Consider the following 22,261-nt stretch of genomic DNA (forward strand, 5'->3'; position numbering starts at 1 on the left):
TGCAAAGCATTCTTTGCAACGCTATCTTTGCACCATGACCACAGACGACGCGGCCCCTGCCGTCCCGAACGCGCGCGAGGAGGAGCGCCGGCTCGATGCCGGCGCCCTGCGCGCGCTCGCGCACCCGCTCCGCATCGAGATCTACGACATCCTCAACCAGTACGGCCCCCAGACGGCGAGCTCCCTGGCGGCGATGACGGGGGAGTCCTCCGGCGCGACCAGCTATCACCTGCGCGCCCTCGCGAAGCACGATCTCATCCGCGAGGTCAGCGACCGCGGCACGGGGCGGGAGCGCTGGTGGGAGCGCCCCAAGGGCGGCATCTCCTTCACGAACCCGGAGGCGATGAAGACGCCCGCGGGCAAGGCCGCGACCCAGCTCGTCATGAGCGAGTTCCTCACCCGCCGCCATCAGCAGCTGATGCGCTACGTCAACGAGACGCTCATCTCCGCCGAGAGTCTCGACGAGGCCGAGGCCATGATCGCCACCTCCACGCTGCGGCTCACGTCCGCGCAGATGGAGGCCTTGGCGACCGAGATCCACGAGGTCGTGCTGCGCTACGTCGATCTCTACCGCGACCAGACCGGCGAGGGCCTGCGCCCGGTCAGCATCCGCACCGACCTGTTCCCCCTCCCCGACGAAGGACTCAGCTCATGACCGTTCCCACCGCTTCTGCGGATGCCGCCGCGCCGGCATCCGCACCGGACGTGCCCGTGCACAAGCGTCCGCTGGGCCGGGGCTTCCGCACCCTCTGGTCGGCCGCCGTCTTCAGCAACCTCGCCGACGGCATCGGCCGCACGGCCGTGCCGCTGATCGCCATCACGCTCAGCTCCGACCCCCTGGTGATCTCGGTGCTGACCGCGCTCGCCTTCCTGCCCTGGCTGGTCTTCGGGTTGCCGGCCGGCATGATCGTCGACCGGCTCGACCGTCGCTACGTCATGGCGCTGGCCAACGTGATCCGCGGCGGCGTCGCACTGTGGCTCGCGATCCTCGGCGCCTCCGGAGGACTCACCCTCTGGGCGTTGTTCGCCGCGACCCTGATCTTCGGCCTCGGCGAGACCCTGTTCGACAACGCCACGAACGCGGTCATTCCCGGTGTCGTGGAGCGGGATCAGCTGGATCGCGCCAACGGGTGGGTCCAAGCCGCCCAGGTCACCGTGGACAGCTTCATCGCGACGCCGATCTCGGGTGTGCTGTTCGCCGTCTCGCTCGCCCTTCCGCTGTGGATCGGCTCGGCGGGCTACCTCGTGCCGGTCGTGCTCGCCCTGCTGCTGCCGCTTTCGGCGGCGCGCTCGCTCCGCGGCGACACGGCCGCGACCGCCACCGCCACCGCCACCGCGGACACGACACCCACGCCGCGGACCGGCACGCGCGACGCCCTCGCCTATCTCTGGCACCACCGGTATCTGCGCACCATGGTGATGTTCACGGCCTTCACCGGAAGCGCCCTCGCCTTCGCGCAGGCCGTCCTCGTGCTGTTCTTCATCGACGCCATGGCCGTGCCCGCGGCCGCGATCGGATTCGTCACGGCGGGCATCGGCGTCGGCGCCCTCTGCGGCTCCCTCGTCTCACCGCGCCTGGTCGCGCGCTGGGGTCGCGGGCCGGTCATGTTCTGGGCGATCTTCAGCGGCGGCATCGCCATGCTCCTCACGGGGCTCGCTCCGTCGATCTGGACCGCCATCATCGCGTTCGCCCTCGCGGCGTGCGCCGTGTCGATCTGGAACGTGCCGTGGGGCAGTCTCCGCCAGCAGATCGTGCCCCCCGAGATCTTCGGCCGCGTGCTCGGAGTGGCCCGCACCGTGACGTGGGGGATGTTCCCGATCGCGACGATCCTCGGCGGCTTGGTCGCCCGCGTCGACCTGCGTCTGCCGTTCCTCGTGGGCGGCGCCGCGACGGCCATCGTCGCCCTCCTCGGCGTGCGGCTGCTCATCGTGGGAACCCGCGAGGCGGGAGCCGAACTGCCGTGAGACGGGCGCGGCCCCCGCGTCGGAGGGGTGTCGGTGTCGGTGTCGGTGACCGCCGCTAGCGTCGTCGGCATGGCACGAATCATCTACGACACCGCCGCCTCGCTCGACGGGTTCATCGCCGACGCCGACAACGCGCTCGCGTGGCTGTTCGCCGCGGCGGGTGACGCGGATCCCGACCCGGAGCTGCTGCCGTCGGATGCGGGGGTTCTCGTGGAGGGATCGACCACCTACGAGTGGGTGCTCGCCGCCGAAGACCTGCTCTCGCACCCCGAACGCTGGCAGCAGCTCTACGCGGACAAGCCGACCTTCGTCTTCACCACGCGTGCACTCCCGGTCCCCGTCGGTGCGGACGTCACCCTGGTGTCCGGCTCGGTCGCCGAGGTGCTGCCGCAGATCCGTGCGGCCGCAGGCGATCGCGACATCTGGGTCGTCGGCGGCGGCGACCTGGCCGGCCAGTTCTTCGACGTCGGCGCCCTCGACGAGATCGCCGTGTCGATCGCACCCGTGACGCTCGGCGGCGGCGCGCCGGTGCTGCCGCGACGCATCGAGTCCGACCGCCTGACCCTGCGCCGTGCCGACGCGGTCGGTCCGTTCGCCCGCCTCGTCTACCGCGTCGAGGCCGCAGCCGGAGACACCGACTGACGGCCGTTCCCGCACTCAGGCGAAGTCGTCCTCGTCGTCGTGCCGCACGACCACCTCGCCGGATGCCGTGGCCTCCACGATCACACCGGTGTCGAGTTCCGCGATCGGGCGGCCTTCGAGGAACGTGAGGGTCCACCGCGGACGCGGCTGTCCCAGCTCGTCGCGGGGGAGCGCACGATCGACGGCGTGGATCTGCCCTCGCAGCATCGCGGGAACGGCCGCGGGCGGCTCGTCACCGCTCGTCCATCGGGTTCCGAGCTGCATCTCAGGCCTCCGGCGCGAGTTCGACGGCATCCACGACGAGGGCCTCGCCGCCGCCGACCAGCTGCAGGTCGGAGATCCGACCGACGGCCTTGAGATCGCCCTCGGCGAGCAACAGTGCGGCGATCGTCGCGTCATCCCCACGCAGGACGAGGCGCGCGACCGGCGTCTTCTGCGATGCCTTGGCCTCCGTCTTCGCACGGCGGATGCCGATGAGCGCGGCGCTCGCGGCGACGAGGATCGCGGGGTCGCCGTCGATGCCCGCCGGCTCCGGCCAGGGCGCGGTGTGCACCGAACCGTCCTCGAACCACGACCACGCCTCCTCCGCGGCGAACGCGAGCACCGGCGCGAGCAGGCGCAGCAGCGTCGAGAGGGCCAGCCGCAGTGCGAGCGCGGCCGAGGCCTGGCCCACATCGGTCTGGTTGTAGGCGCGCTCCTTCACGAGCTCGAGGTAGTCGTCGCAGAAGGTCCAGAAGAAGGCCTCGGTGATCTCCAGCGCGCGGGCGTGGTCGTAGGCCTCGAACGCCTTCGTCGCGTCGCGCACGACCTGGTCGAGGGTCGCGAGCATCGCGGCATCCAGGGCGTGCGTCACCTCGGCGCCCGCGGGCACGGGGAACGACAGCACGAACTTCGCCGCGTTCAGGACCTTGATCGCGAGCCGACGGCCGATCTTGACCTGCGTCGGGTTCTGGGGGTCGAAGGCGGCGTCGGCGCCCAGCCGGCTCGAAGCCGCCCAGTAGCGCACCGCATCGGTGCCGTGCTGATCGAGGATGTCGGCGGGCGTGACGACGTTGCCCTTCGACTTCGACATCTTCTTGCGGTCGGGATCGACGATGAAGCCGCTGATGGCGGCATCCGTCCACGGAGCCCTGTCGTCCTCGAGGGCGGAGCGCACCATCGTGGAGAACAGCCACGTGCGGATGATGTCCTGGCCCTGCGGGCGCAGGTCGAACGGCGCGACGAGGTTCCACAGCTCGTCGTCGCGCTGCCACCCGCCCGCGAGCTGCGGCGTGAGCGACGACGTGGCCCACGTGTCGAAGATGTCCTTCTCGCCCTCGAACCCGCCGGGGACGCCGCGCTGAGCCTCCGTGAACCCGGGCGGCACGTCGGTCGTCGGATCCACCGGCAGGCTCGCGGCCGCGGCCGTGATCACGCCGCCCTCGACGCGGTCGCCGTTCTCGTCCAGCGGGTACCAGACCGGGATCGGCACGCCGAAGAAACGCTGACGGCTGATGAGCCAGTCTCCGGTGAGGCCGTTGGTCCAGTTCTCGTAGCGCACGCGCATGAAATCGGGATGCCAGTTCATGCCCTGGCCGAGCGCGATGAGCTTGTCGCGGAACGCCTCGTCGCGGGCGCCGTTTCGCAGGTACCACTGGCGCGTCGAGACGATCTCGAGGGCGCGGTCGCCCTTCTCGTAGAACTTCACCGGGTGGCTGAACGGGGTCGAGACCCCGAGCAGCTCGCCCGACGCCTCGAGGAGCTCGACCATCTTCTTCTTCGCGCTGAAGACCGTGAGGCCGGCGATCTCGGCGTACGCGCTCTTGGCGGCATCCGTCACGAGCGCGTCGGGCGCCTCGGCGAGGATGCGGCCGTCCTGGCCGAGGATCGTGCGGTTGGGCAGGTCGAGTTCGCGCCACCAGATGATGTCGGTGACGTCGCCGAAGGTACAGACCATCGCGATGCCCGAGCCCTTGTCCTGCTGCGCGAGGGGGTGGGCGAGCACCGGGACCTCGACGTCGAAGACGGGCGTGCGCACCGTCGTGCCGAAGTACGGCTGGTAGCGCTCGTCCGCGGGGTTCGCGACGAGCGCGACGCACGCGGCGAGGAGCTCGGGGCGGGTGGTCTCGATGTGGATGTCGCCCGAGCCGTCGCCCTTGTGGAAGGCGAGGCGGTGGTACGAGGCCTGCTGCTCGCGGTCCTCGAGCTCGGCCTGCGCGATCGCCGAGCGGAAGTCGATGTCCCACAGCGTCGGCGCGAGCGCCTGGTAGGCCTCTCCGCGCTCGAGGTTGCGCAGGAACGCGAGCTGGCTCGTGCGGATCGTGTCGTCGGAGATCGTGCGATACGTCTGCGTCCAGTCCACCGACAGTCCGAGCTGGCGGAAGACGTCCTCGAACGCCTTCTCGTCCTCCAGGGTCAGCTCTTCGCAGAGCTCGATGAAGTTGCGACGGCTGATGGGCACCTGGTCGGCGGGCTTGAGGCTCTTCGCGTCGCCGCGGAACGGGGGAGTGAAGTCGGGGTCATAGGGCAGCGACGTGTCGCAGCGGACGCCGTAGAAGTTCTGCACGCGGCGCTCGGTCGGCAGACCGTTGTCGTCCCAGCCCATCGGGTAGAAGACGGTCTTGCCGCGCATGCGCTCGAAGCGCACCTTGACGTCGGTGTGCGTGTAGCTGAACACGTGGCCGATGTGCAGCGACCCGGATGCGGTCGGCGGCGGCGTGTCGATCGAGAAGACTCCGGCACGACCCTTGGCCTTGGCAGCGTCGCGGTCGAACAGGTAGGTGCCGGCCGCGCTCCACGCGGCATCCCACTTCTGCTCGAGGCCTTCCAGGGCGGGCTTGTCGGGAATCTGCGCGTTCGACATGGAGGTCTCCTCGAGCGATATGTGCGGCACTGTGTGAGCGTGCCTGAGTGTGGATGTCCGCCCAGTCTACCGGCCGAGTGCGGATGCCGAGGAGCTGGCGGATGCCGAGGAGCTGGCACCGGCATCCCGTCCTCGGCTCTCGACATCTCCTCGGGATCGGACGGTGTCCGGCCGCGCCGCCGGCCCCTCCACAGCCCCGCGGACCGCACCGATCGTCCACGGAGGCGTCGATGGCGCCGCCTCCGGCGCCGCACCGCGGCACGGTGGTCGCATGGGGATCGAAGACGACGTGCGCGGTGCGGGCGGCATCGTGCGCGTGCGGCGGCTGCGCGAACGCGGCTGGAGCGAACGGCAGCTGCGCGCGGCCGTCGAGACCCGACGACTGTCGCGTCCGCGCAAGGGCTGGGTCGCGCTCCCCGACGCGGACCCACATCTCACGGCGGCGGCCCGCGCCGGGGTGGTGATCTCGTGCGTGACCCAGGCGGAACGACTCGGCCTGTGGCTGCTCGAACCCACCGCCCAGCCGCACGTGGCGGCGTCGCCGCGATCGGGCGCGGTCCGCGCGCCCCGCGCACACGTGCACTGGGCGCAGCCGATCGTGCCCCGCCATCCCGACGCCCTCGTCGACGAGATCGAGAACGTCCTGGGTCTCGTCGCGCAGTGCCTCCCGTTCGAGGAGGCGCTGATCGTGTGGGAATCGGCACTCGACCGCAAGCTCGTGACGCTCGACGAGCTCCGCCGCCTGCCCTTTCGCGGCGCCGCCCGGGAACTGCTCGATCGGGCGAGCCCGTACTCGGGATCGGGACTCGAGACCCTCTTCATCGCTCGCCTGAGCTGGCTGGGCGTGCCGATCGTTCCGCAGGTGTGGATCGCCGGCCACCGCGTGGATTTCCTCATCGGCGCACGGCTCGTGTTCCAGATCGACGGCGGAACGCACGTCGGCGCGCAGCGCACGAGCGACATCGCCCACGACGCCGAGCTCATGCTGCTCGGCTATCACGTCATCCGTGTCGGCTACGCCCAGATCGTCCACCGCTGGCACGAGGTGCAGGCGCTGGTCATGAGGGCGGTCGCGCAAGGGCTGCACATCGCCCGCTGAGCGCACCACCCGGACGCCGGTCCCTCGCCGGATGCCGAGGAGCCGCCGGATGCCGAGGAGCCGCCGGATGCCGAGGAGATGGCGGATGCTGAGGAGCACCCACCGGCATCCCGTCCTCAGCTCTCGACATCTCCTCGCGATCGGTCGGCGCGTGACGGCGCGACCGCGCCGCGCCTCCAGCTCGCGCGATCGACGGCGAAGGCGAGGTGCGGCATGTCGACGCCGCGGTAGTGCGTCGTGAAGGTGCGTCGGACCGTCATGCCCAGCCGGATCGCGACGTTCATGGAGGCCACGTTCGTCGCCCGCACCTTCGCGTACAGCTCGTCGATCGGCAGGGTGGCGAAGGCCCAGTCGCGGCATGCCGACGCCGCCTCGACGGCGTACCCGCGGTGCCAGTGCGCCCGTTCGAAGAGGTAACCGACCTCCACGACCTCGTCCAGGTCGATGCGCTGACGCGTGATGCCGCACTGGCCGATCATCTCGCCGGAGTCGCGGTGGACGACGGCCCACAGGCCGTGACCGTCGTCGTGGTAGCGCTGCACCTGGCGATCGAGCCACTGCCTCGTCTCCTCCTCGGAGAACGCGCCCTCGTACGCGCGCATGGCCCGCGGATCCTGGAGAATCCGGCGAAGGGCCGGCAGATCGTCGTCCGTCATCTCGCGGAGATCCAGTCGTGAGGTCGCGAGGATCACGTCGCGATCCGGATGCCGAGGGCCTGGGCGAACGTCGCCGCGTGCAGTTCCGCCTGTCGGGGTTCGAGCCAGGCGCCCGTCAGGGAGCGCGCATCGGTGAAGGACAACGCCTCGAGGCCGCGCAGGTCGAGATCCGCCGCGCGGAGACCGCGGGTGTCGACCTCGTCGGCCCGGCATCCCTGGAACGCGACGCGCGTCAGCCGGCCCTCGGGGAGGTCGATCGTCCCGAACCGGCAGTCGACGAAGAGCACGTCCGCCACCTCCGCCGAGGGAAGCGACAGGTAATCGACGTGCACGCCGCGCAGCACCACGCTGTCCCAGCGCGCACGGAGTCCGTCGAGCGTCGCGATGCGTCCGCCGGAGACCTCGACGTTGCGCCACGTGCCGTCGCGGGCGATGACCTCGACGGCACGCAGGTCGTCGACGGCCACATCGACGAGCGTCGCGCCGGTGAGATCGAGATGACCCACCGTCGCCCCGGCCAGACGCGACTCGCCGATGCGGGCGTGCGCGGCATCCACGTCGCCGCCGAGGCCGACCAGCGCGACGCCGAGCAGGTCGTCGCGGGCGTGGACGGCGGAGACCTCCTCGAGCACCGCCGGCAGGTCGGGGGCTCCCGTGCGAGGAGCGAGAGGGGTGCGGGAGCGCGCGGCCATGCCTCGAGCCTACGCGGACGGTATGATGGGCTGATCAGCAACGATCCGGCCATCACCGGGGAGCTCGCGGAAGAAAGTCCCTCACGGGGCCGCTAGAACCGCGCGGGGCAGGCCCGTCACAGCCGCAGTACGAGTGGCCGCCGCCTCGCGCGTCGGCAAGCGGGGTGGTACCGCGGTCGCACGATCGTCCTCGCAGGAAGACTGCACGATTCACACGATGCACGAGCCCCTGCTGGAGTGACATGACCTACCCCCGCCCTTCGACGAGCGCCCCCACCGCCGACGGCGCCAGCGCCTTCGGGCCCGCCGCCGAGGTGTCGCCGAGCCCGCGATTCCCCGAGATCGAGCGCGACATCCTCGACTTCTGGTCGCGCGACGACACGTTCCGCGCGTCGATCGCCCGCCGTGAAGGCGCCGAGGAGTGGGTCTTCTACGACGGCCCGCCCTTCGCCAACGGCCTTCCGCACTACGGGCACCTGCTCACCGGGTACGCCAAGGACCTCTTCCCGCGCTTCCAGACGATGCGCGGCAAGAAGGTCGACCGCGTCTTCGGGTGGGACACGCACGGCCTTCCCGCCGAGCTCGAGGCCATGAAGCAGCTCGGGATCACCGAGAAGAGCGAGATCGAGCAGATGGGGATCGCCGCCTTCAACGCGAAGGCGCGCGAGTCGGTGCTCGAGTACACGCAGCAGTGGGAGGACTACGTCACCCGCCAGGCGCGCTGGGTCGACTTCGAGCGCGGCTACAAGACGCTCGACACGGGCTACATGGAGTCGGTGCTGTGGGCCTTCAAGGGTCTGTGGGACAAGGGGCTCGCCTACGAGGGCCACCGCGTGCTGCCCTACTGCTGGCGCGACGAGACGCCGCTGTCCAACCACGAGCTGCGGATGGACGACGACGTCTACAAGATGCGTCAGGACCCGTCGGTCACCGTCACGTTCCCGCTCGTCGGGGTGAAGGCGGAGAGCCTCGGGCTCACCGGCGTCCGCGCCCTCGCGTGGACGACCACCCCCTGGACCCTCCCGACAAACCTCGCTCTGGCCGTCGGGCCCGAGATCGAGTACGTCGTGGTCCCCGGCGGGCCGCAGGGCGCCGCCGACGTCCCGGCATCCGGCGACGACGAAGGCGCCACGGCGCACCGCTACCTGCTCGCCTCCGACCTCCTCGGCGGCTACGCGAAGGACCTCGGCTACGAGAACGCCGCCGATGCGGCCGAAGCGGTGGAGCGGACGATCCGGGGTGCGGAGCTCGCGGACGTGCACTACGACCGCCTGTTCGACTACTACGCGGATGCCGAGATGTGGGGGACCGGCACGGCCTGGCGCATCCTCGTCGACGACTACGTGAGCACCACCGACGGCACGGGCATCGTGCACCAGGCGCCCGCCTACGGCGAGGACGACCAGCGGATCACCGAGGCCGCCGGCATCCCGCTCATCATGAGCCTGGACGACGGCGGACGCTTCCTGCCCCAGGTCGCGGACGTGGCCGGCGAGCTCTGGATGGACGCGAACCGTCCGCTGATCCGGCTGCTGCGCGCGGAGGGACGACTGCTGCGCGAGGCGTCCTACGAGCACTCCTACCCGCACTGCTGGCGGTGCCGGAACCCTCTGATCTACAAGGCCGTCTCCAGCTGGTTCGTGCGCGTGACCGCGATCAAGGACCGGCTCATCGAGCTCAACGAGCAGATCACCTGGGCACCGGAGAACGTCAAGCACGGCCAATTCGGCAAGTGGCTCGAGGGGGCGCGCGACTGGTCCATCAGCCGCAACCGCTTCTGGGGCTCGCCGATCCCGGTCTGGCGCAGCGACGACCCGGAGTACCCGCGGGTCGACGTCTACGGATCTCTGGCCGAGCTGGAGCAGGACTTCGGACGCCTTCCGCGCAATGCGCAGGGCGAGGTCGATCTGCACCGTCCGTACATCGACGAGCTGACCCGGCCCAACCCCGACGACCCGACCGGACAGAGCACGATGCGCCGCATCGAGGACGTGTTCGACGTGTGGTTCGACTCGGGCTCGATGCCCTACGCGCAGGTGCACTATCCGTTCGAGAACCGCGAGTGGTTCGACGAGCACGCGCCGGCCGACTTCATCGTGGAGTACATCGGTCAGACGCGCGGCTGGTTCTACGTCATGCACGTGCTCTCCGGCGCGCTGTTCGACCGGCCCGCCTTCACGGGCGTCGCCTGCCACGGCATCGTGCTCGGCAGCGACGGCCAGAAGATGAGCAAGTCGCTGCGCAACTACCCCGACGTCAGCGAGGTGTTCGATCGCGACGGCTCCGACGCGATGCGCTGGTTCCTCATGGCCTCGTCGGTGCTGCGCGGCGGCAACCTGATCGTCACGGAGGAGGGCATCCGCGCGGGCGTCCGCGAGTTCCTGCTGCCGCTGTGGAACACGTGGTACTTCTTCGCGACCTATGCGAACGCCGCGACCGCCGACGGATACGAGGCGCGCTGGCGCACCGACTCGACGAACGTGCTGGACCGCTACATCCTCGCCCTCACCGGCGACCTCGTGCGCGGTGTCGCCGCCGACCTCGAACAGCTCGACTCGACGACGGCCGCGGCGAAGCTCCGCGACTTCGCGGAGGCGCTCACCAACTGGTACGTGCGTCGCTCGCGCGACCGGTTCTGGGTCGGGGTGACCGACGACGAGACGTCGACCGAGGCCTTCGACACCCTGTACACGGTGCTCGAGACGCTCACGCGCGTCGCCGCACCGCTGATCCCGCTCGTCTCCGAGCGCGTCTGGCAGGGGCTCACCGGGGGCCGCAGCGTGCACCTGGAGGACTGGCCCGACGCCGACGCGTTCCCCGCCGCCGCCGACATCCGCACGGCGATGGACGCCGTGCGCGAGGTGTCCAGCGTCGCGAACGCGCTCCGCAAGAAGGAGGGCAAGCGCGTGCGCCTGCCGCTTCCGCGTCTCACGGTCGTCGTGCCCGACGCGCGCGCCCTGGCGCAGTTCGAGGACATCGTCCGCGAGGAGCTGAACGTCAAGGCCGTGGAACTGGTGGAGCTGGAGGCCGGCACCGCCGCGCAGTTCGGCATCACGCACCGCCTCTCGGTGAACGCGCGTGCCGCCGGCCCCCGCCTCGGCAAGCAGGTGCAGCAGGTCATCGGTGCCGCGCGCGCCGGCGAGTGGAGCGAGCACGACGGCGTCGTGACGGTCGGCGGCATCGCCCTCGAGTCGGGCGAGTACGACCTGGTGCTCGAGACGGCGGGGCGTCCCGAGGGGGAGGCGCTCGCCGTGCTGCCCGGCGCGGCCGACCGCCAGGGCGGGTTCGTGCTGCTGGATACGACGACCACGCCCGAGCTGGAGGCCGAAGGGCTCGCCCGCGACACGATCCGCGCCGTGCAGGACACCCGCAAGGCGGCCGGGTTCGACGTGAGCGACCGCATCCGCCTGCAGCTGCTGTTCGAGGCGCGCGAGGATGCCGACGCGGTGGCGTCGGCGTTCGGGGCGGCGGATGTCGCGGGGGAGACGCTCGCCCTCGACTACGCCGTGGTCGATCCCGACGGCACGGCGCTGCTCGGCGAGGGCTCGGTGCTGGCCGCGGCCGAAACGATCGACGCCGACCACACCGCGCTGATCGCCGCGGGCACCTATGCCAACACCGGCGCCTTCACGGTGGCCGTCACCCGGATCGGAGCAGACTCGTGAGCGATCGCAACCGCGCCGACGCCGTCTACCGCGCCCTGCTCACCCGACAGGGCGAGCAGTGGGTGCAGCCGCGCGTCGAACGCACGCGTCGGGTCCTCGAGCTGCTCGACGACCCGCAGCGCACCTACCGCGTCGTCCACGTGACGGGCACCAACGGCAAGACCTCCACGAGCCGGATCATCGAGTCCATCGTCCGCGCGCACGGCCTGCGGACCGGCCTGTTCACGAGCCCGCACCTGGAGCGCTTCACGGAGCGCATCATGATCGACGGCGAGCCCATCGACGACGGACTCATCGCCGACGCGTGGGACGAGATCGCTCCCATCGTCGATCTCGTGGATGCGGAGCTCGCGGCATCCGGCGACGCCGCCCTCACCTTCTTCGAGCTGCTCACGGTGCTGGCCTTCGTCGCGTTCGCCGATGCCCCGGTCGACGTCGCGGTCGTCGAGGTCGGCATGGGCGGCACGTGGGACTCCACCAACACGGCGGACGGCGACGTCGCGGTGATCGCCCCGATCGACCTCGACCACGCCGACAAGCTCGGACACACCATCGCCGAAATCGCGACGGTCAAGGCGGGCATCATCAAGCCCGGCGCCGCCGTGGTGTCGGCGCAGCAGGAGGCCTCGGCACTGGCGGTCCTCACCGACGCCGCCGCCGCGCGCGACGCCTCGCTCGCGGTGGAGGGCTCGGCGTTCGGGTTGACGAGTCAGCGCCTGGCGGTCGGCGGCCAGCAGCTCGCCGTCCGCGGCCTCGCCGCCGCCTACGACGACCTCTACCTGCCGCTGTACGGCGCCCACCAGGGACACAACGCCGCGCTGGCGATCGCCGCGGTCGAGTCGCTCATCGGCGCCGGCGTACAGCCGATCGCCCCCGACGTGCTCACCGACGGACTCGCGCAGGTGACCTCGCCCGGTCGCCTGCAGCTGATCGGGGTCGCTCCCACGGTGCTCGTCGACAGCGCGCACAACCCGCACGGCGCCCGCGCGCTGGTCGCGGCGCTGGGCGACTCGTTCGACTTCGACGAGTGGGGGATCGTGTTCGGCGCCTTCGGCGACAAGGACACGGCCGGAATCGTGTCGACGCTCGCCCCCGCGGCCGCGCACGTCTTCGTCACCGCGCCGGATTCCGAGCGCGCCGCCGACCCGGAGGCGCTGGCCGATCTGGTCGAGGCCGTCGGCATCCCCGTCACGGTCCACCCCGCCCTGGCGGACGCGGCCGAGGCGGCACGCGAGTGGGCATCGGGTTCGGAGCGGCGTGCCGTGGTCATCGCCGGCAGCGTCGTGCTCGCCGGTGAGGCCCTGCAGCTCGCTGCGGATGAGGACTGGAAGAGCGGATGGCGCGCGTGAGCGGGCGCGTGCGCCGCGCTCGGGGCGCCGAGGAGTCGCTCGCGCAGGTGGTGCTCGGGTTCGAGTCGATCATCGTCTTCCTCGGCGGCCTCGCCGTCTACGGTCTGAACGCCCTTCCTGCCGGCATCGCCTCGTGGTGGGGGATCGTCGCGGGTTCCGTGCTGGCGGTGCTCATGATCGCGACGACCGGCGTCGTCCGCTTCCGGTGGGGTATCGCGCTCGGCTGGCTCTGGCAGGCGCTCATCGTGCTGGGCGGGTTCATCGTGCCGGCCCTCGTGATCGTCGGCGTCATTTTCGGTGGGATGTACGCGTATGCGACGATCAAGGGCAGAGCGCTCGATCGCCGCAATGCCTCGCGCGCGCACGCTTACTCCCCGCACGCCCCGAACGGAGAATGACATGCCCACCGAAGAAACCCTCGTCCTCGTCAAGCCGGACGGCGTCGCACGCGGCCTCACCGGCGCGATCCTCGCCCGCATCGAGGCGAAGGGCTACGCTCTCGTCGACATCAAGCTCGTCGAGCCCGACCGCGACGTGCTCGAGCAGCACTACGCGGAGCACGCCGGCAAGCCCTTCTACGAGCCCCTGCTCGAGTTCATGCTGTCCGGGCCGTCGGTCGCCATCCGCCTCGCCGGCAACCGCGTGATCGAGGGCTTCCGTTCGCTGGCGGGCACGACCGATCCCACCACGGCCGCCCCCGGCACCATCCGCGGCGACTTCGGACGCGACTGGGGCCTGAAGGTTCAGCAGAACCTCGTGCACGGCAGCGACAGCCCCGAGTCCGCCGCACGCGAGCTCGCGATCTGGTTCTGAGCCGGTGGCCGGCGCTGCCGGCCACCGCTTTCGGCGTCGATCAGAAGATGACGTCGATCAGCTGAGGGATCGCGTCGAGGCGCAGCTGCGCCAACAGCAGCACGACGGCATAGGTGACGAACGCCATCAGCGGCACCCACGCGCTCAGCGCCGTGCCGACGGCGCGGACACGGGCGTTGTCGGAGACCACGCCCGATCGCAGGAGATGGACGGCGACCGCGTAGAACGTCGGGATCGTCACGAGCCATGTGACCATGCACCACGGGCAGAGCGTGCCCAGGATGTAGATGCTCTGGCTGATGAGCCAGATGACGAATCCGAACGCGAAGGTGATCCCCGCGAAAAAGGTCCACCAGAACCATCGGGCGAAGCGGGCGCCCGCGAGGATCGCCATCCCCACGACGATGGGCGCCATCCATCCCGTCAGCCCGATGATCGGGTTCGGGAACCCGAACGCGCTGCCCTGCGGCGAGTTCAGGTTCGCGCTGCACTGCACCACGATGCTGAAGTCGCAGGATGCCGCGACGGTCGAGTCCGCGACCTTGTCGAACTTCTCGAGCGTCAGGGCGAAGGCGGCGATCCAACCGATCGCTCCGGCGATCACCAGCCAGATCGCGAGGATTCTCGGGCGACTGTCGATCGTGCGTGAGGCCATGACGGCGATTATCGCATCCATGTGCATGAGGTCCGCTGGGTCCACTCCGACGGAACGCGCGATGCTCGGCGGCGCCTCTGCTCAATCCTCACGAGAAGATGCGATAATGGGGGCCGATGCATCGCGGCCGCGCCGCAACCGGCATCACCGAAGACTTCGGGCGATGAACGCCCTTGGCAGCACGAGCCCCGCCGACGAGCGGGTGAGGCTGCAGACCGAGTGAGTACGCGGTTCCCCGGCATCCGGGTGAGGCCGCCAGAGTTCACCCGACGGCACGCGGAGCCGGCGGCGAGGAGTAAGCCAGAGATGGCCGATGACAACAACGATCAGTCCACCATCGCCGCGGACGGGGCGCTGAACGCCCCCCAATCCACCGCCGCGACCGCCCACGAGCCGGCCGACGCCGAGGTGGCCCCCGCGGCGACCGAAACCGCCGCCGAGACGTCCGCGGAGCCCGAGACGGCCGCGGAGCCCGAGACGTCCGCTGCAGACATCGCACCCGAGCCTGCTCCTGCGGACGCGGCTCCCGCAGAGGCCGCTCCGGCCGACGCGGCGCCGGCAGAGGCCGAGGCGCCCAAGACCCCCGCGTCCGACACGCCCTCGGCGGAGACCGATGCCGCCGCGGCCGAGGAGCCCGCCAAGGACGAGCCCCTCACCGCGGTCAGCCTGGGGCTGCTGCCCGCCGACTTCGTCTCGGCGGTCTCCACCCAGCTCGTCTTCTACGCGCCGGCCATCGCGCCGCTCCCGCCGCGCCCGGGTGCGCGGCCCGAGAGCCGCGACGAGCGCGAGGAGCAGGGGCCGGACAGCGGCTCCAGCGCACGCCGGCGCAACCGTCGCCGCGGGGGAGGCGGCTCGGCATCCGACGCCGACGACGCGCCCCGCGAGCAGAACCAGCCGCGCCGCCGCGCCGTCGAGCTCATCACCGAGCCCCAGCGCATCAAGGGCTCGACGCGCCTGGAGGCGAAGAAGCAGCGCCGTCGCGACGGCCGCGAGGCCGGCCGCCGTCGCACCGTCGTCACGGAGGCCGAGTTCCTCGCCCGGCGCGAAGCCGTCGACCGCGACATGATCGTCCGCTCCAAGAACGGTCGCATCCAGATCGCCGTCCTGGAGGACAACGTGCTCGTCGAGCACTACGTCGCCCGAAGCCAGGAGTCGTCGCTCATCGGCAACGTCTACCTCGGGCGCGTGCAGAACGTGCTCCCGAGCATGGAGGCGGCCTTCGTCGACATCGGCCGCGGCCGCAACGCGGTGCTGTACTCGGGTGAGGTGGACTGGGACGCCGTCGAGACCGGCAACCAGCCGCGACGCATCGAGCTCGCCCTCAAGAGCGGCGACCGTGTGCTCGTGCAGGTCACGAAGGACCCGGTGGGCCACAAGGGCGCCCGTCTGACGAGCCAGATCTCCCTTCCCGGCCGCTACCTCGTGTACGTCCCGGGCGGCGCGATGAACGGCATCTCCCGCAAGCTCCCCGACACGGAGCGGGCCCGCCTCAAGCGCATCCTGAAGGAGGTCCTTCCGGAGTCGAGCGGCGTCATCGTGCGGACGGCGGCCGAGGGCGCCACCGAGGAGCAGCTGACCCGCGACGTCCAGCGCCTCACCGCGCAGTGGGAGCACATCTCCACGCAGGTCGAGACGATCGGCGCCCCCGCCCTGCTGCACTCCGAGCCGGACCTGCTGGTGAAGATCGTCCGCGACGTCTTCAACGAGGACTTCTCGAAGATGCTCATCCAGGGCGAGGACGCCTACCAGACCATCACGGCCTACCTCGCGGGTGTCGCGCCCGACCTGCTGGAGCGCGTCGAGAAGTACGAGGACGACCAGGATCCCTTCGACCGGTTCCGCGTGACCGAGCAGATCGAGAAGGCTCTCGACCGCAAGGTGTGGCTGCCGTCGGGCGGTTCGCTCGTCATCGACCGCACCGAGGCGATGACGGTCGTCGACGTCAACACCGGCAAGTTCGTCGGCTCCGGCGGCAACCTCGAAGAGACCGTCACCAAGAACAACCTCGAAGCGGCCGAGGAGATCGTCCGACAGCTCCGGCTGCGCGACATCGGCGGCATCATCGTCGTGGACTTCATCGACATGGTGCTCGAGTCCAACCGCGATCTCGTGCTCCGCCGCCTCGTGGAGTGCCTCAGCCGCGACCGGACCAAGCACCAGGTCGCCGAGGTCACCTCGCTCGGCCTCGTGCAGATGACCCGCAAGAAGCTGGGGCTGGGTCTGCTCGAGACCTTCAGCGAGCCCTGCGAGGTCTGCGCCGGCCGTGGCGTGATCGTGCACCACGACCCGGTGGTCAAGCACCGCGGCTCGCAGGCTCCGTCCTCCAACGGCGGTCGCCGCTCGCGTCAGAGCGCGCCCGCCGGCGGCAACGGCGCCAGCGCCAACGGAGGCACGCACGTGATCACGGAGAGCGCGAAGTCCGCGCTCGCGCAGATCGCCGCCTCCACGATCCACACGACGGCCGAGGATGCCGCGGCGCAGGCTGACGCGACGCCCGTGATCACGCTGCCCGACCCGGAGAACGACGCCGCCGCCGAGCGCCCCAAGCGCCCGCGCAAGAAGCGCGAGCCGTCCACGCGCGCGACGGCCGAGAAGAAGACCGAGAAGGACATCCTCCTCGACTCCGTCCTCAGCGCCCTTCCCGAGCCGAAGGCACCGGGACAGGGACGTGGCCGACGCCGCGTGACCACGGCTGCACTGACCGGCACGCCGGTGGCGGCGACGCCGGCGGGGGAGTCCGCGGAGGCCGCGTCGGGCGAGTGAGCCTCAGCTCTCGCGGCGCTCGCGGGCGGTGATCCGCAAGCCCGACGCGATGAGGCGCTTGACCAGCTCGTGGCCGCTGACGTGCTCCGCACCGGCGGCCACGAGACGGTCGAGCGCGTCCTCCGGGACGTCGTAGTGATCGCGGTCGAATCCGCGACGGGGGATGCCGTTGGCCGCGGCGAAGGCGTGGAGCTCCTCGAGGTCGCTGTCGCTGACCAGATGCGCCCAGAGCCGCCCATGGGCCGGCCAGCGGGGGTCATCGATGAGGATCGCCATGCCCGCAGTCTAGGTCGACGCGCGACACGCCTCGCTCTGCTTTTGCCGATGTCCCCGGCATCCGGTAAAGTAGACCCTTGGTGCGTCGAGTTCCGCCTCCGCACTGGATGTTTGGGCACGACCTTCCCGGGACGTGCTCGTCCCATGAAGACAGCCGGAGCCGCAGGTTCCGCAGAAGAAAAACAGGTGTGAAGTGGTTTACGCAGTTGTGCGCGCCGGTGGCCGTCAGGAGAAGGTCGAGGTCGGCACGATCGTCGTCCTCGATCGTCAGCAGGCCAAGGTCGGCGAGAAGCTCGAGCTGCCCGCGGTGCTGCTCGTCGATGGCGACGCCGTGACGACCGACGCCGACAAGCTCGCGAAGGTGACCGTCACCGCCGAGGTCCTCGGCGAGGAGCGCGGTCCGAAGATCGTCATCCAGAAGTTCAAGAACAAGACCGGCTACAAGAAGCGCCAGGGCCACCGTCAGGACCTCACGCGCGTCAAGATCACCGGCATCAAGTAAGCGGAAGAGGCAGACGAGATGGCACACAAGAAGGGCGCAAGCTCTACCCGTAACGGTCGTGACTCCAACGCCCAGCGACTGGGCGTCAAGCGCTTCGGCGGCCAGCAGGTCCTCGCCGGCGAGATCCTCGTCCGCCAGCGCGGCACGCACTTCCACCCGGGCGCCAACGTCGGCCGCGGTGGAGACGACACGCTGTTCGCCCTGGCCGCGGGTGCGGTCGAGTTCGGCAGCAAGGGCGGCCGCAAGGTCGTCAACATCGTCGCCGCAGCGGAGTGACCGCGCGGTCGACCACAGACATGAGGTGAGGGGCGGGCTTCGGCTCGCCCCTCCTTCTTTACCACCGAGATCCATCCCCACCTCGACCCATCCCGTCAGGAGACCGACATGGTGACCTTCGTCGATCGAGTGACGCTCCATCTGCGAGCCGGCAAGGGCGGCAACGGCTGCGTGTCCGTCCGCCGCGAGAAGTTCAAGCCGCTCGCCGGTCCCGACGGCGGCAACGGCGGCCACGGCGGCGACATCGTGCTCGTCGCCGATCCGCAGGTGACCACGCTGCTCTCGTACCACCACTCGCCGCACCGCTCCGCGGGCAACGGCGGCTTCGGCATGGGCGACAACCGCTCCGGCGCCGCGGGCGAGAGCCTCGAGCTCGCCGTCCCCGTCGGCACCGTGGTGAAGGATGCCGACGGCGAGACCCTGACGGATCTCATCGTCCCCGGCACCCGCTTCGTCGTCGCCCCGGGCGGCCAGGGCGGTCTCGGCAACGCCGCCCTCGCCAACCCCAAGCGCAAGGCGCCGGGGTTCGCGCTGCTCGGAACGCCGGGCTGGGAGGGCGACGTCCTCCTCGAACTGAAGACGGTGGCCGACGTGGCCCTGGTCGGCTTCCCGTCTGCGGGAAAGTCGAGCCTCATCGCCGCGGTGTCCGCAGCACGGCCGAAGATCGCGGACTACCCGTTCACGACCCTGCATCCGAACCTCGGCGTCGTCCAGGCGGGGGAGACCCGCTACACCGTCGCCGACGTGCCCGGCCTCATCGAAGGGGCCAGCGAAGGCAAGGGGCTCGGACTGGAGTTCCTGCGCCACGTGGAGCGCTGCACCGCCCTGGTGCACGTGCTCGACTGCGCGACCCTCGAGCCGGGTCGTGACCCGCTGAGCGACCTTGACGTCATCCTCGAGGAGCTCGGCAACTATCCGGTGCCCGAGGGGCAGACGCCCCTGCTCGAGCGCCCGCAGCTCATCGCGCTGAACAAGGTCGACGTGCCCGAGGCGAAGGATCTCGCCGACCTCGTCCGCCCCGAGCTCGAGGAGCGCGGCTACCGCGTGTTCGAGATCTCGACCGTGAGCCACGAGGGTCTGCGTCAGCTCACCTTCGCCCTCGGCGACATCGTCGCCGCGCACCGCGCGCACCTGGCCGAGACCCCGGTGGCGGAGCGGATCGTCATCCGACCGAAGGGCGCCGACAAGGACTTCGAGATCCGGGTCGAAGGCGGCACCTACGGCAACGTCTACCGCATCCTCGGCGACAAGCCGCTGCGCTGGGTGCAGCAGACCGACTTCCAGAACGAGGAGGCCGTCGGCTTCCTCGCGGACCGCCTCGAGAAGCTCGGTGTCGAGGACGAGCTCTACCGCGTCGGCGCGGTCGCCGGCTCGACCGTCGTCATCGGCCCCGGCGACGGGATCGTGTTCGACTGGCATCCGTCGCTCTCGTCGGCGGCCGAGCTCATGACGGCGCCCCGCGGCACCGACCCGCGTCTGGACCTGAACCCGCGACGCACCACGTCGCAGCGACGCGAGCGGTATCACGAGCGCATGGACGCCAAGGCGGAAGCGCGCGCCGACCTCGAGGCCGAGCGCCTCGGTGGCGCGGCGGACGCGTACCAGTGGGAGGACGACGAGGAAGCGTGAGCGTGCAGGACCGGTCACAGATCGCAGGAGCGCAGCGGGTCGTCGTGAAGGTCGGCTCGTCGTCGATCAGCGGCGAGAACCACTACCGCATCGAGTCCATCGTAGACGCCCTCGCCGCGGCGCGCGCGCGGGGCACGCAGGTCGTGCTGGTCTCCTCCGGCGCGATCGCGACCGCGCTGCCCTTCCTGCACCTCGAAGGGCGGCCGTCCGACCTCGCGACCCAGCAGGCCGCCGCGGCGGTCGGCCAGAACGTGCTGATGTGGCGTTATCAGACCTCGCTCGACCGGCACGGGATGCTGGCGGGGCAGGTGCTGCTGACCGCCGGCGACCTCGAGAACCCGGCTCACCGCGCCAACGCGCGCCGTGCCGTCGACCGGCTCCTCGGGCTGGGCGTGCTCCCGATCGTCAACGAGAACGACACGGTCGCCACCCACGAGATCCGCTTCGGCGACAACGACCGGCTCGCTGCACTCGTCGCCGAGCTGATCGGCGCCGACGCGCTGGTGCTGCTCAGCGACATCGAGTCGCTGTACACGCGACCGCCGTCCGAGCCCGGGGCCGAGGCCATCTCCACTGTCGACTTCGGCGACGATCTCAGCCGGTACGAGTTCGGCTCGGTGGTCGTCAACAGCGTCGGCACCGGCGGTGCGGCGACGAAGGTCTCGGCCGCGCGTCTGGCCGCCGCTGCCGGGGTGGGCGTGCTCGTCACGAGCGCCGACCTCGTCTCGTCCGCGCTATCGGGCGCCGACGTCGGCACCTGGTTCGCCCCCAATCCGGTCGCCCCGGTGCGCAGCGGCACGACGCCGATGCCGACCGTCCCCTCGGCGTGACCCGGCATCCGCGCGATGCCGGACGACCGAGACGGCTGGTCGGCCTCGATACACTGAGCGGATGACCACTCCCACCGTCTCTGTCGCCGCCGGCGCCCGCGAGCGCATCGAGCGCGCGCACGACGCCGCGCGGAGCATCGGACTGCTGACCGACGTCGAGAAGGCCGATGCTCTCCGGGCCATCGCCGCGGCGATCGAGGCCGCCTCGGCGGACATCGTCGCCGCGAACGCCGACGACCTCGAACGGGGCATCCGCGACGGTCTGACGGACGGCCTGCGCGACCGTCTCCGGCTCGACGCCTCGCGTGTGCAGGCCCTGGCCGACGCGGTGCGCGACGTCGCCGAGCTGCCCGATCCCGTCGGACGCGTGCTCGACGAGCGCACGCTGCCGAACGGGGTGCACCTGCAGAAGGTCTCCGTCCCCTTCGGCGTGGTGGGATCCATCTATGAGGCGCGTCCCAACGTCACCGTCGACATCGCGGCGCTCGCGCTCAGGTCGGGCAACGCCGTCGTCCTGCGCGGCGGCACGGCGGCGCTGGCCACCAACGCCGCCCTCGTCGCGGCCATGAGATCGGCCCTCGCCGACCGAGGCATCGATCCCGAGGCCATCCAGACGGTCGACGAGTTCGGCCGCGACGGCGCCCACGCCCTCATGCAGGCCCGCGGACTCGTGGACGTGCTGGTTCCTCGGGGGAGCGCCCAGCTCATCGAGACCGTCGTCACGCAGTCGGCGGTGCCCGTCATCGAGACGGGAGCGGGCGTCGTCCACATCGTGCTCGACTCGTCCGCGCCGCTGGAGTGGGCCCAGCAGATCGTCGTCAACGCGAAGGCGCAGCGGCCCAGCGTGTGCAACGCCGTCGAGACGGTCCTCGTCGTCCGCGACGCCGCCGACCGGCTCGTACCGCCGGTCGCTGCCGCACTGCAGGATGCCGGTGTCACCATCCACGGCGACGACGCGGTCCGCGCCCTCGTCGCGGATGCCGTGGCGGCCACCGACGCGGATTGGTCGACGGAGCACATGAGCCTCGACCTGTCGATGCGCGTCGTCGACGACCTCGACGAGGCCCTGGAGCACATCCGCCGCTACTCGACGCACCACACCGAGTCGATCGTGACGGCGGACGACGCGCACGCCGAGCGCTTCCTGGCCGAGGTCGACTCCGCGGTCGTCATGGCCAACGCCTCGACGCGGTTCACCGACGGCGGCGAGTTCGGCTTCGGAGCGGAAGTCGGCATCTCCACGCAGAAGCTCCACGCGCGCGGACCCATGGGCCTTCCCGAGCTCACCAGCACCAAGTGGCTGGCGCGTGGGTCCGGGCAGATCCGCGCCTGACCGCCTAAACTGGGAAGACCCGACTTTCGAAGGAGTCCGAATGACCCTCGCCACGATCCTCGCCCTCGCCTCGGCGGAGGCGGAGCACCACGGCAACGTCCAGGCCGAGACGTTCATCTTCGGCCTGATCGCGTTCATCGTGTTCTTGGCGCTCGGACTGGTGACGCTGTCGTACCGCAACGTCGCCAACCGTCACTCGCACAAGGCCGAGGCCTACGCCAAGGCGCACCCCGTCGACCAGGCGCAGGTGGGACACGGCCACCACTAGGACGGC

21 protein-coding genes are annotated in these 22,261 nt (G+C 70.7%); 15 read left to right on the plus strand and 6 right to left on the minus strand.

Going from position 1 to position 22,261, the window contains the following annotated elements; translation table 11 throughout:
• Nucleotides 1–34: 34 nt before the first annotated feature.
• The 3 genes from L0965_RS12400 (at nt 35) to L0965_RS12410 (ending at nt 2,607) form a co-directional block, all read left to right on the plus strand.
• Nucleotides 35–655 carry a helix-turn-helix domain-containing protein gene (locus tag L0965_RS12400; RefSeq protein ID WP_061781786.1) on the plus strand — a complete coding sequence of 207 codons (621 nt, stop codon included), beginning with the start codon at nt 35–37 and terminating at the stop codon, nt 653–655.
• Complete coding sequence (locus tag L0965_RS12405) at nt 652–1,965, plus strand: MFS transporter (protein WP_101306278.1); 1,314 nt, start codon at nt 652–654, stop codon at nt 1,963–1,965. The genes L0965_RS12400 and L0965_RS12405 overlap by 4 nt, the downstream gene beginning before the upstream one ends.
• A 69-nt stretch (nt 1,966–2,034) precedes the next feature.
• Complete coding sequence (locus L0965_RS12410; RefSeq protein WP_101307230.1) at nt 2,035–2,607, plus strand: dihydrofolate reductase family protein; 573 nt, start codon at nt 2,035–2,037, stop codon at nt 2,605–2,607.
• A 15-nt stretch (nt 2,608–2,622) separates the two neighbouring features.
• On the opposite strand, the gene L0965_RS12415 is transcribed toward L0965_RS12410, so the two are convergent.
• Both L0965_RS12415 and valS read right to left on the minus strand, forming a co-directional pair.
• Nucleotides 2,623–2,871 (minus strand): hypothetical protein, encoded by a 249-nt coding sequence (locus tag L0965_RS12415; RefSeq protein ID WP_101306279.1) that lies wholly within the window; start codon nt 2,869–2,871, stop codon nt 2,623–2,625.
• Between the two features lies 1 nt (nt 2,872).
• Nucleotides 2,873–5,449 carry a valine--tRNA ligase gene (gene valS / locus L0965_RS12420; protein WP_101306280.1) on the minus strand — a complete coding sequence of 859 codons (2,577 nt, stop codon included), beginning with the start codon at nt 5,447–5,449 and terminating at the stop codon, nt 2,873–2,875.
• 271 nt (nt 5,450–5,720) lie between these two features.
• Here valS and L0965_RS12425 point away from each other — a divergent pair, with 271 nt between their 5' ends.
• Entirely contained in the window at nt 5,721–6,548 is an 828-nt protein-coding gene (locus L0965_RS12425) for an endonuclease domain-containing protein (RefSeq protein ID WP_232783900.1), read from the plus strand.
• 116 nt (nt 6,549–6,664) lie between these two features.
• Here L0965_RS12425 and L0965_RS12430 read toward each other — a convergent pair whose 3' ends face one another.
• Together L0965_RS12430 and L0965_RS12435 are read right to left on the minus strand one after the other, a co-directional pair.
• Nucleotides 6,665–7,240 (minus strand): GNAT family N-acetyltransferase, encoded by a 576-nt coding sequence (locus L0965_RS12430; protein ID WP_101306281.1) that lies wholly within the window; start codon nt 7,238–7,240, stop codon nt 6,665–6,667.
• On the minus strand, nt 7,237–7,896 hold the full coding sequence (locus L0965_RS12435; protein WP_101306282.1) for a hypothetical protein: 660 nt from the start codon (nt 7,894–7,896) through the stop codon (nt 7,237–7,239). The genes L0965_RS12430 and L0965_RS12435 overlap by 4 nt, the downstream gene beginning before the upstream one ends.
• Before the next feature lie 242 nt (nt 7,897–8,138).
• On the opposite strand from L0965_RS12435, the gene ileS reads away from it, so the two are divergent.
• From ileS to ndk, 4 genes are read left to right on the plus strand one after another with little or no spacing between them, the layout of a single operon-like run.
• Nucleotides 8,139–11,561 (plus strand): isoleucine--tRNA ligase, encoded by a 3,423-nt coding sequence (gene ileS, locus L0965_RS12440; RefSeq protein WP_101306283.1) that lies wholly within the window; start codon nt 8,139–8,141, stop codon nt 11,559–11,561.
• Nucleotides 11,558–12,910, plus strand: a complete 1,353-nt coding sequence (locus L0965_RS12445) for a folylpolyglutamate synthase/dihydrofolate synthase family protein (RefSeq protein ID WP_101306284.1) — start codon at nt 11,558–11,560, stop codon at nt 12,908–12,910. The genes ileS and L0965_RS12445 overlap by 4 nt, the downstream gene beginning before the upstream one ends.
• Nucleotides 12,898–13,308: a DUF4233 domain-containing protein gene (locus tag L0965_RS12450; RefSeq protein WP_101306285.1), complete on the plus strand. Its 411-nt coding sequence runs from the start codon at nt 12,898–12,900 to the stop codon at nt 13,306–13,308. The genes L0965_RS12445 and L0965_RS12450 overlap by 13 nt, the downstream gene beginning before the upstream one ends.
• A 1-nt stretch (nt 13,309) precedes the next feature.
• Nucleotides 13,310–13,723, plus strand: coding sequence for a nucleoside-diphosphate kinase (gene ndk / locus L0965_RS12455; protein ID WP_005053482.1), 414 nt, complete (start codon nt 13,310–13,312; stop codon nt 13,721–13,723).
• Nucleotides 13,724–13,763: 40 nt separating this feature from the next.
• On the opposite strand, the gene L0965_RS12460 is transcribed toward ndk, so the two are convergent.
• A complete protein-coding gene (locus tag L0965_RS12460; protein ID WP_060958552.1) occupies nt 13,764–14,378 on the minus strand; it encodes a vitamin K epoxide reductase family protein in 615 nt (204 codons plus the stop codon).
• Nucleotides 14,379–14,684: 306 nt separating this feature from the next.
• Between L0965_RS12460 and L0965_RS12465 the strand changes: the two genes are divergently transcribed.
• On the plus strand, nt 14,685–17,141 hold the full coding sequence (locus L0965_RS12465; protein WP_101306286.1) for an Rne/Rng family ribonuclease: 2,457 nt from the start codon (nt 14,685–14,687) through the stop codon (nt 17,139–17,141).
• 3 nt (nt 17,142–17,144) lie between these two features.
• On the opposite strand, the gene L0965_RS12470 is transcribed toward L0965_RS12465, so the two are convergent.
• Complete coding sequence (locus tag L0965_RS12470; RefSeq protein WP_060958554.1) at nt 17,145–17,417, minus strand: DUF4031 domain-containing protein; 273 nt, start codon at nt 17,415–17,417, stop codon at nt 17,145–17,147.
• A gap of 193 nt (nt 17,418–17,610) precedes the next feature.
• Here L0965_RS12470 and rplU point away from each other — a divergent pair, with 193 nt between their 5' ends.
• From rplU to L0965_RS12500, 6 genes are all read left to right on the plus strand, one after another.
• Complete coding sequence (gene rplU / locus L0965_RS12475) at nt 17,611–17,919, plus strand: 50S ribosomal protein L21 (protein WP_060958555.1); 309 nt, start codon at nt 17,611–17,613, stop codon at nt 17,917–17,919.
• A gap of 18 nt (nt 17,920–17,937) precedes the next feature.
• Nucleotides 17,938–18,195, plus strand: coding sequence for a 50S ribosomal protein L27 (rpmA, locus tag L0965_RS12480; RefSeq protein WP_060958556.1), 258 nt, complete (start codon nt 17,938–17,940; stop codon nt 18,193–18,195).
• Nucleotides 18,196–18,303: 108 nt separating this feature from the next.
• On the plus strand, nt 18,304–19,824 hold the full coding sequence (gene obgE, locus L0965_RS12485; RefSeq protein WP_101306287.1) for a GTPase ObgE: 1,521 nt from the start codon (nt 18,304–18,306) through the stop codon (nt 19,822–19,824).
• On the plus strand, nt 19,821–20,654 hold the full coding sequence (gene proB, locus L0965_RS12490) for a glutamate 5-kinase (RefSeq protein WP_060958558.1): 834 nt from the start codon (nt 19,821–19,823) through the stop codon (nt 20,652–20,654). The genes obgE and proB overlap by 4 nt, the downstream gene beginning before the upstream one ends.
• Nucleotides 20,655–20,715: 61 nt before the next feature.
• The gene (locus L0965_RS12495) at nt 20,716–21,987 is read left to right on the plus strand and encodes a glutamate-5-semialdehyde dehydrogenase (protein WP_101306288.1); all 1,272 of its coding nucleotides are present in this window, start codon (nt 20,716–20,718) and stop codon (nt 21,985–21,987) included.
• 40 nt (nt 21,988–22,027) lie between these two features.
• Nucleotides 22,028–22,255 (plus strand): hypothetical protein, encoded by a 228-nt coding sequence (locus L0965_RS12500; protein ID WP_060958560.1) that lies wholly within the window; start codon nt 22,028–22,030, stop codon nt 22,253–22,255.
• The last annotated feature ends 6 nt before the right edge of the window (nt 22,256–22,261 follow it).

It is taken from the genome of Microbacterium sp. NFH-22A-Y, from assembly GCF_021401375.1.
GTDB classification, from domain to species: domain Bacteria; phylum Actinomycetota; class Actinomycetes; order Actinomycetales; family Microbacteriaceae; genus Microbacterium; species Microbacterium hominis.

Excerpts from the sequence above, each read along its gene's own strand:
- L0965_RS12400 (WP_061781786.1), top strand. The coding sequence starts at position 35 with ATGACCACAGACGACGCGGCCCCTGCCGTCCCGAACGCGCGCGAGGAG.
- L0965_RS12405 (WP_101306278.1), top strand. The coding sequence starts at position 652 with ATGACCGTTCCCACCGCTTCTGCGGATGCCGCCGCGCCGGCATCCGCA.
- L0965_RS12410 (WP_101307230.1), top strand. The coding sequence starts at position 2,035 with ATGGCACGAATCATCTACGACACCGCCGCCTCGCTCGACGGGTTCATC.
- L0965_RS12415 (WP_101306279.1), bottom strand. The coding sequence starts at position 2,871 with ATGCAGCTCGGAACCCGATGGACGAGCGGTGACGAGCCGCCCGCGGCC.
- valS (WP_101306280.1), bottom strand. The coding sequence starts at position 5,449 with ATGTCGAACGCGCAGATTCCCGACAAGCCCGCCCTGGAAGGCCTCGAG.
- L0965_RS12425 (WP_232783900.1), top strand. The coding sequence starts at position 5,721 with ATGGGGATCGAAGACGACGTGCGCGGTGCGGGCGGCATCGTGCGCGTG.
- L0965_RS12435 (WP_101306282.1), bottom strand. The coding sequence starts at position 7,896 with ATGGCCGCGCGCTCCCGCACCCCTCTCGCTCCTCGCACGGGAGCCCCC.
- ileS (WP_101306283.1), top strand. The coding sequence starts at position 8,139 with ATGACCTACCCCCGCCCTTCGACGAGCGCCCCCACCGCCGACGGCGCC.
- L0965_RS12450 (WP_101306285.1), top strand. The coding sequence starts at position 12,898 with ATGGCGCGCGTGAGCGGGCGCGTGCGCCGCGCTCGGGGCGCCGAGGAG.
- ndk (WP_005053482.1), top strand. The coding sequence starts at position 13,310 with ATGCCCACCGAAGAAACCCTCGTCCTCGTCAAGCCGGACGGCGTCGCA.
- L0965_RS12460 (WP_060958552.1), bottom strand. The coding sequence starts at position 14,378 with ATGGCCTCACGCACGATCGACAGTCGCCCGAGAATCCTCGCGATCTGG.
- L0965_RS12465 (WP_101306286.1), top strand. The coding sequence starts at position 14,685 with ATGGCCGATGACAACAACGATCAGTCCACCATCGCCGCGGACGGGGCG.
- L0965_RS12470 (WP_060958554.1), bottom strand. The coding sequence starts at position 17,417 with ATGGCGATCCTCATCGATGACCCCCGCTGGCCGGCCCATGGGCGGCTC.
- rpmA (WP_060958556.1), top strand. The coding sequence starts at position 17,938 with ATGGCACACAAGAAGGGCGCAAGCTCTACCCGTAACGGTCGTGACTCC.
- obgE (WP_101306287.1), top strand. The coding sequence starts at position 18,304 with ATGGTGACCTTCGTCGATCGAGTGACGCTCCATCTGCGAGCCGGCAAG.
- L0965_RS12495 (WP_101306288.1), top strand. The coding sequence starts at position 20,716 with ATGACCACTCCCACCGTCTCTGTCGCCGCCGGCGCCCGCGAGCGCATC.
- L0965_RS12500 (WP_060958560.1), top strand. The coding sequence starts at position 22,028 with ATGACCCTCGCCACGATCCTCGCCCTCGCCTCGGCGGAGGCGGAGCAC.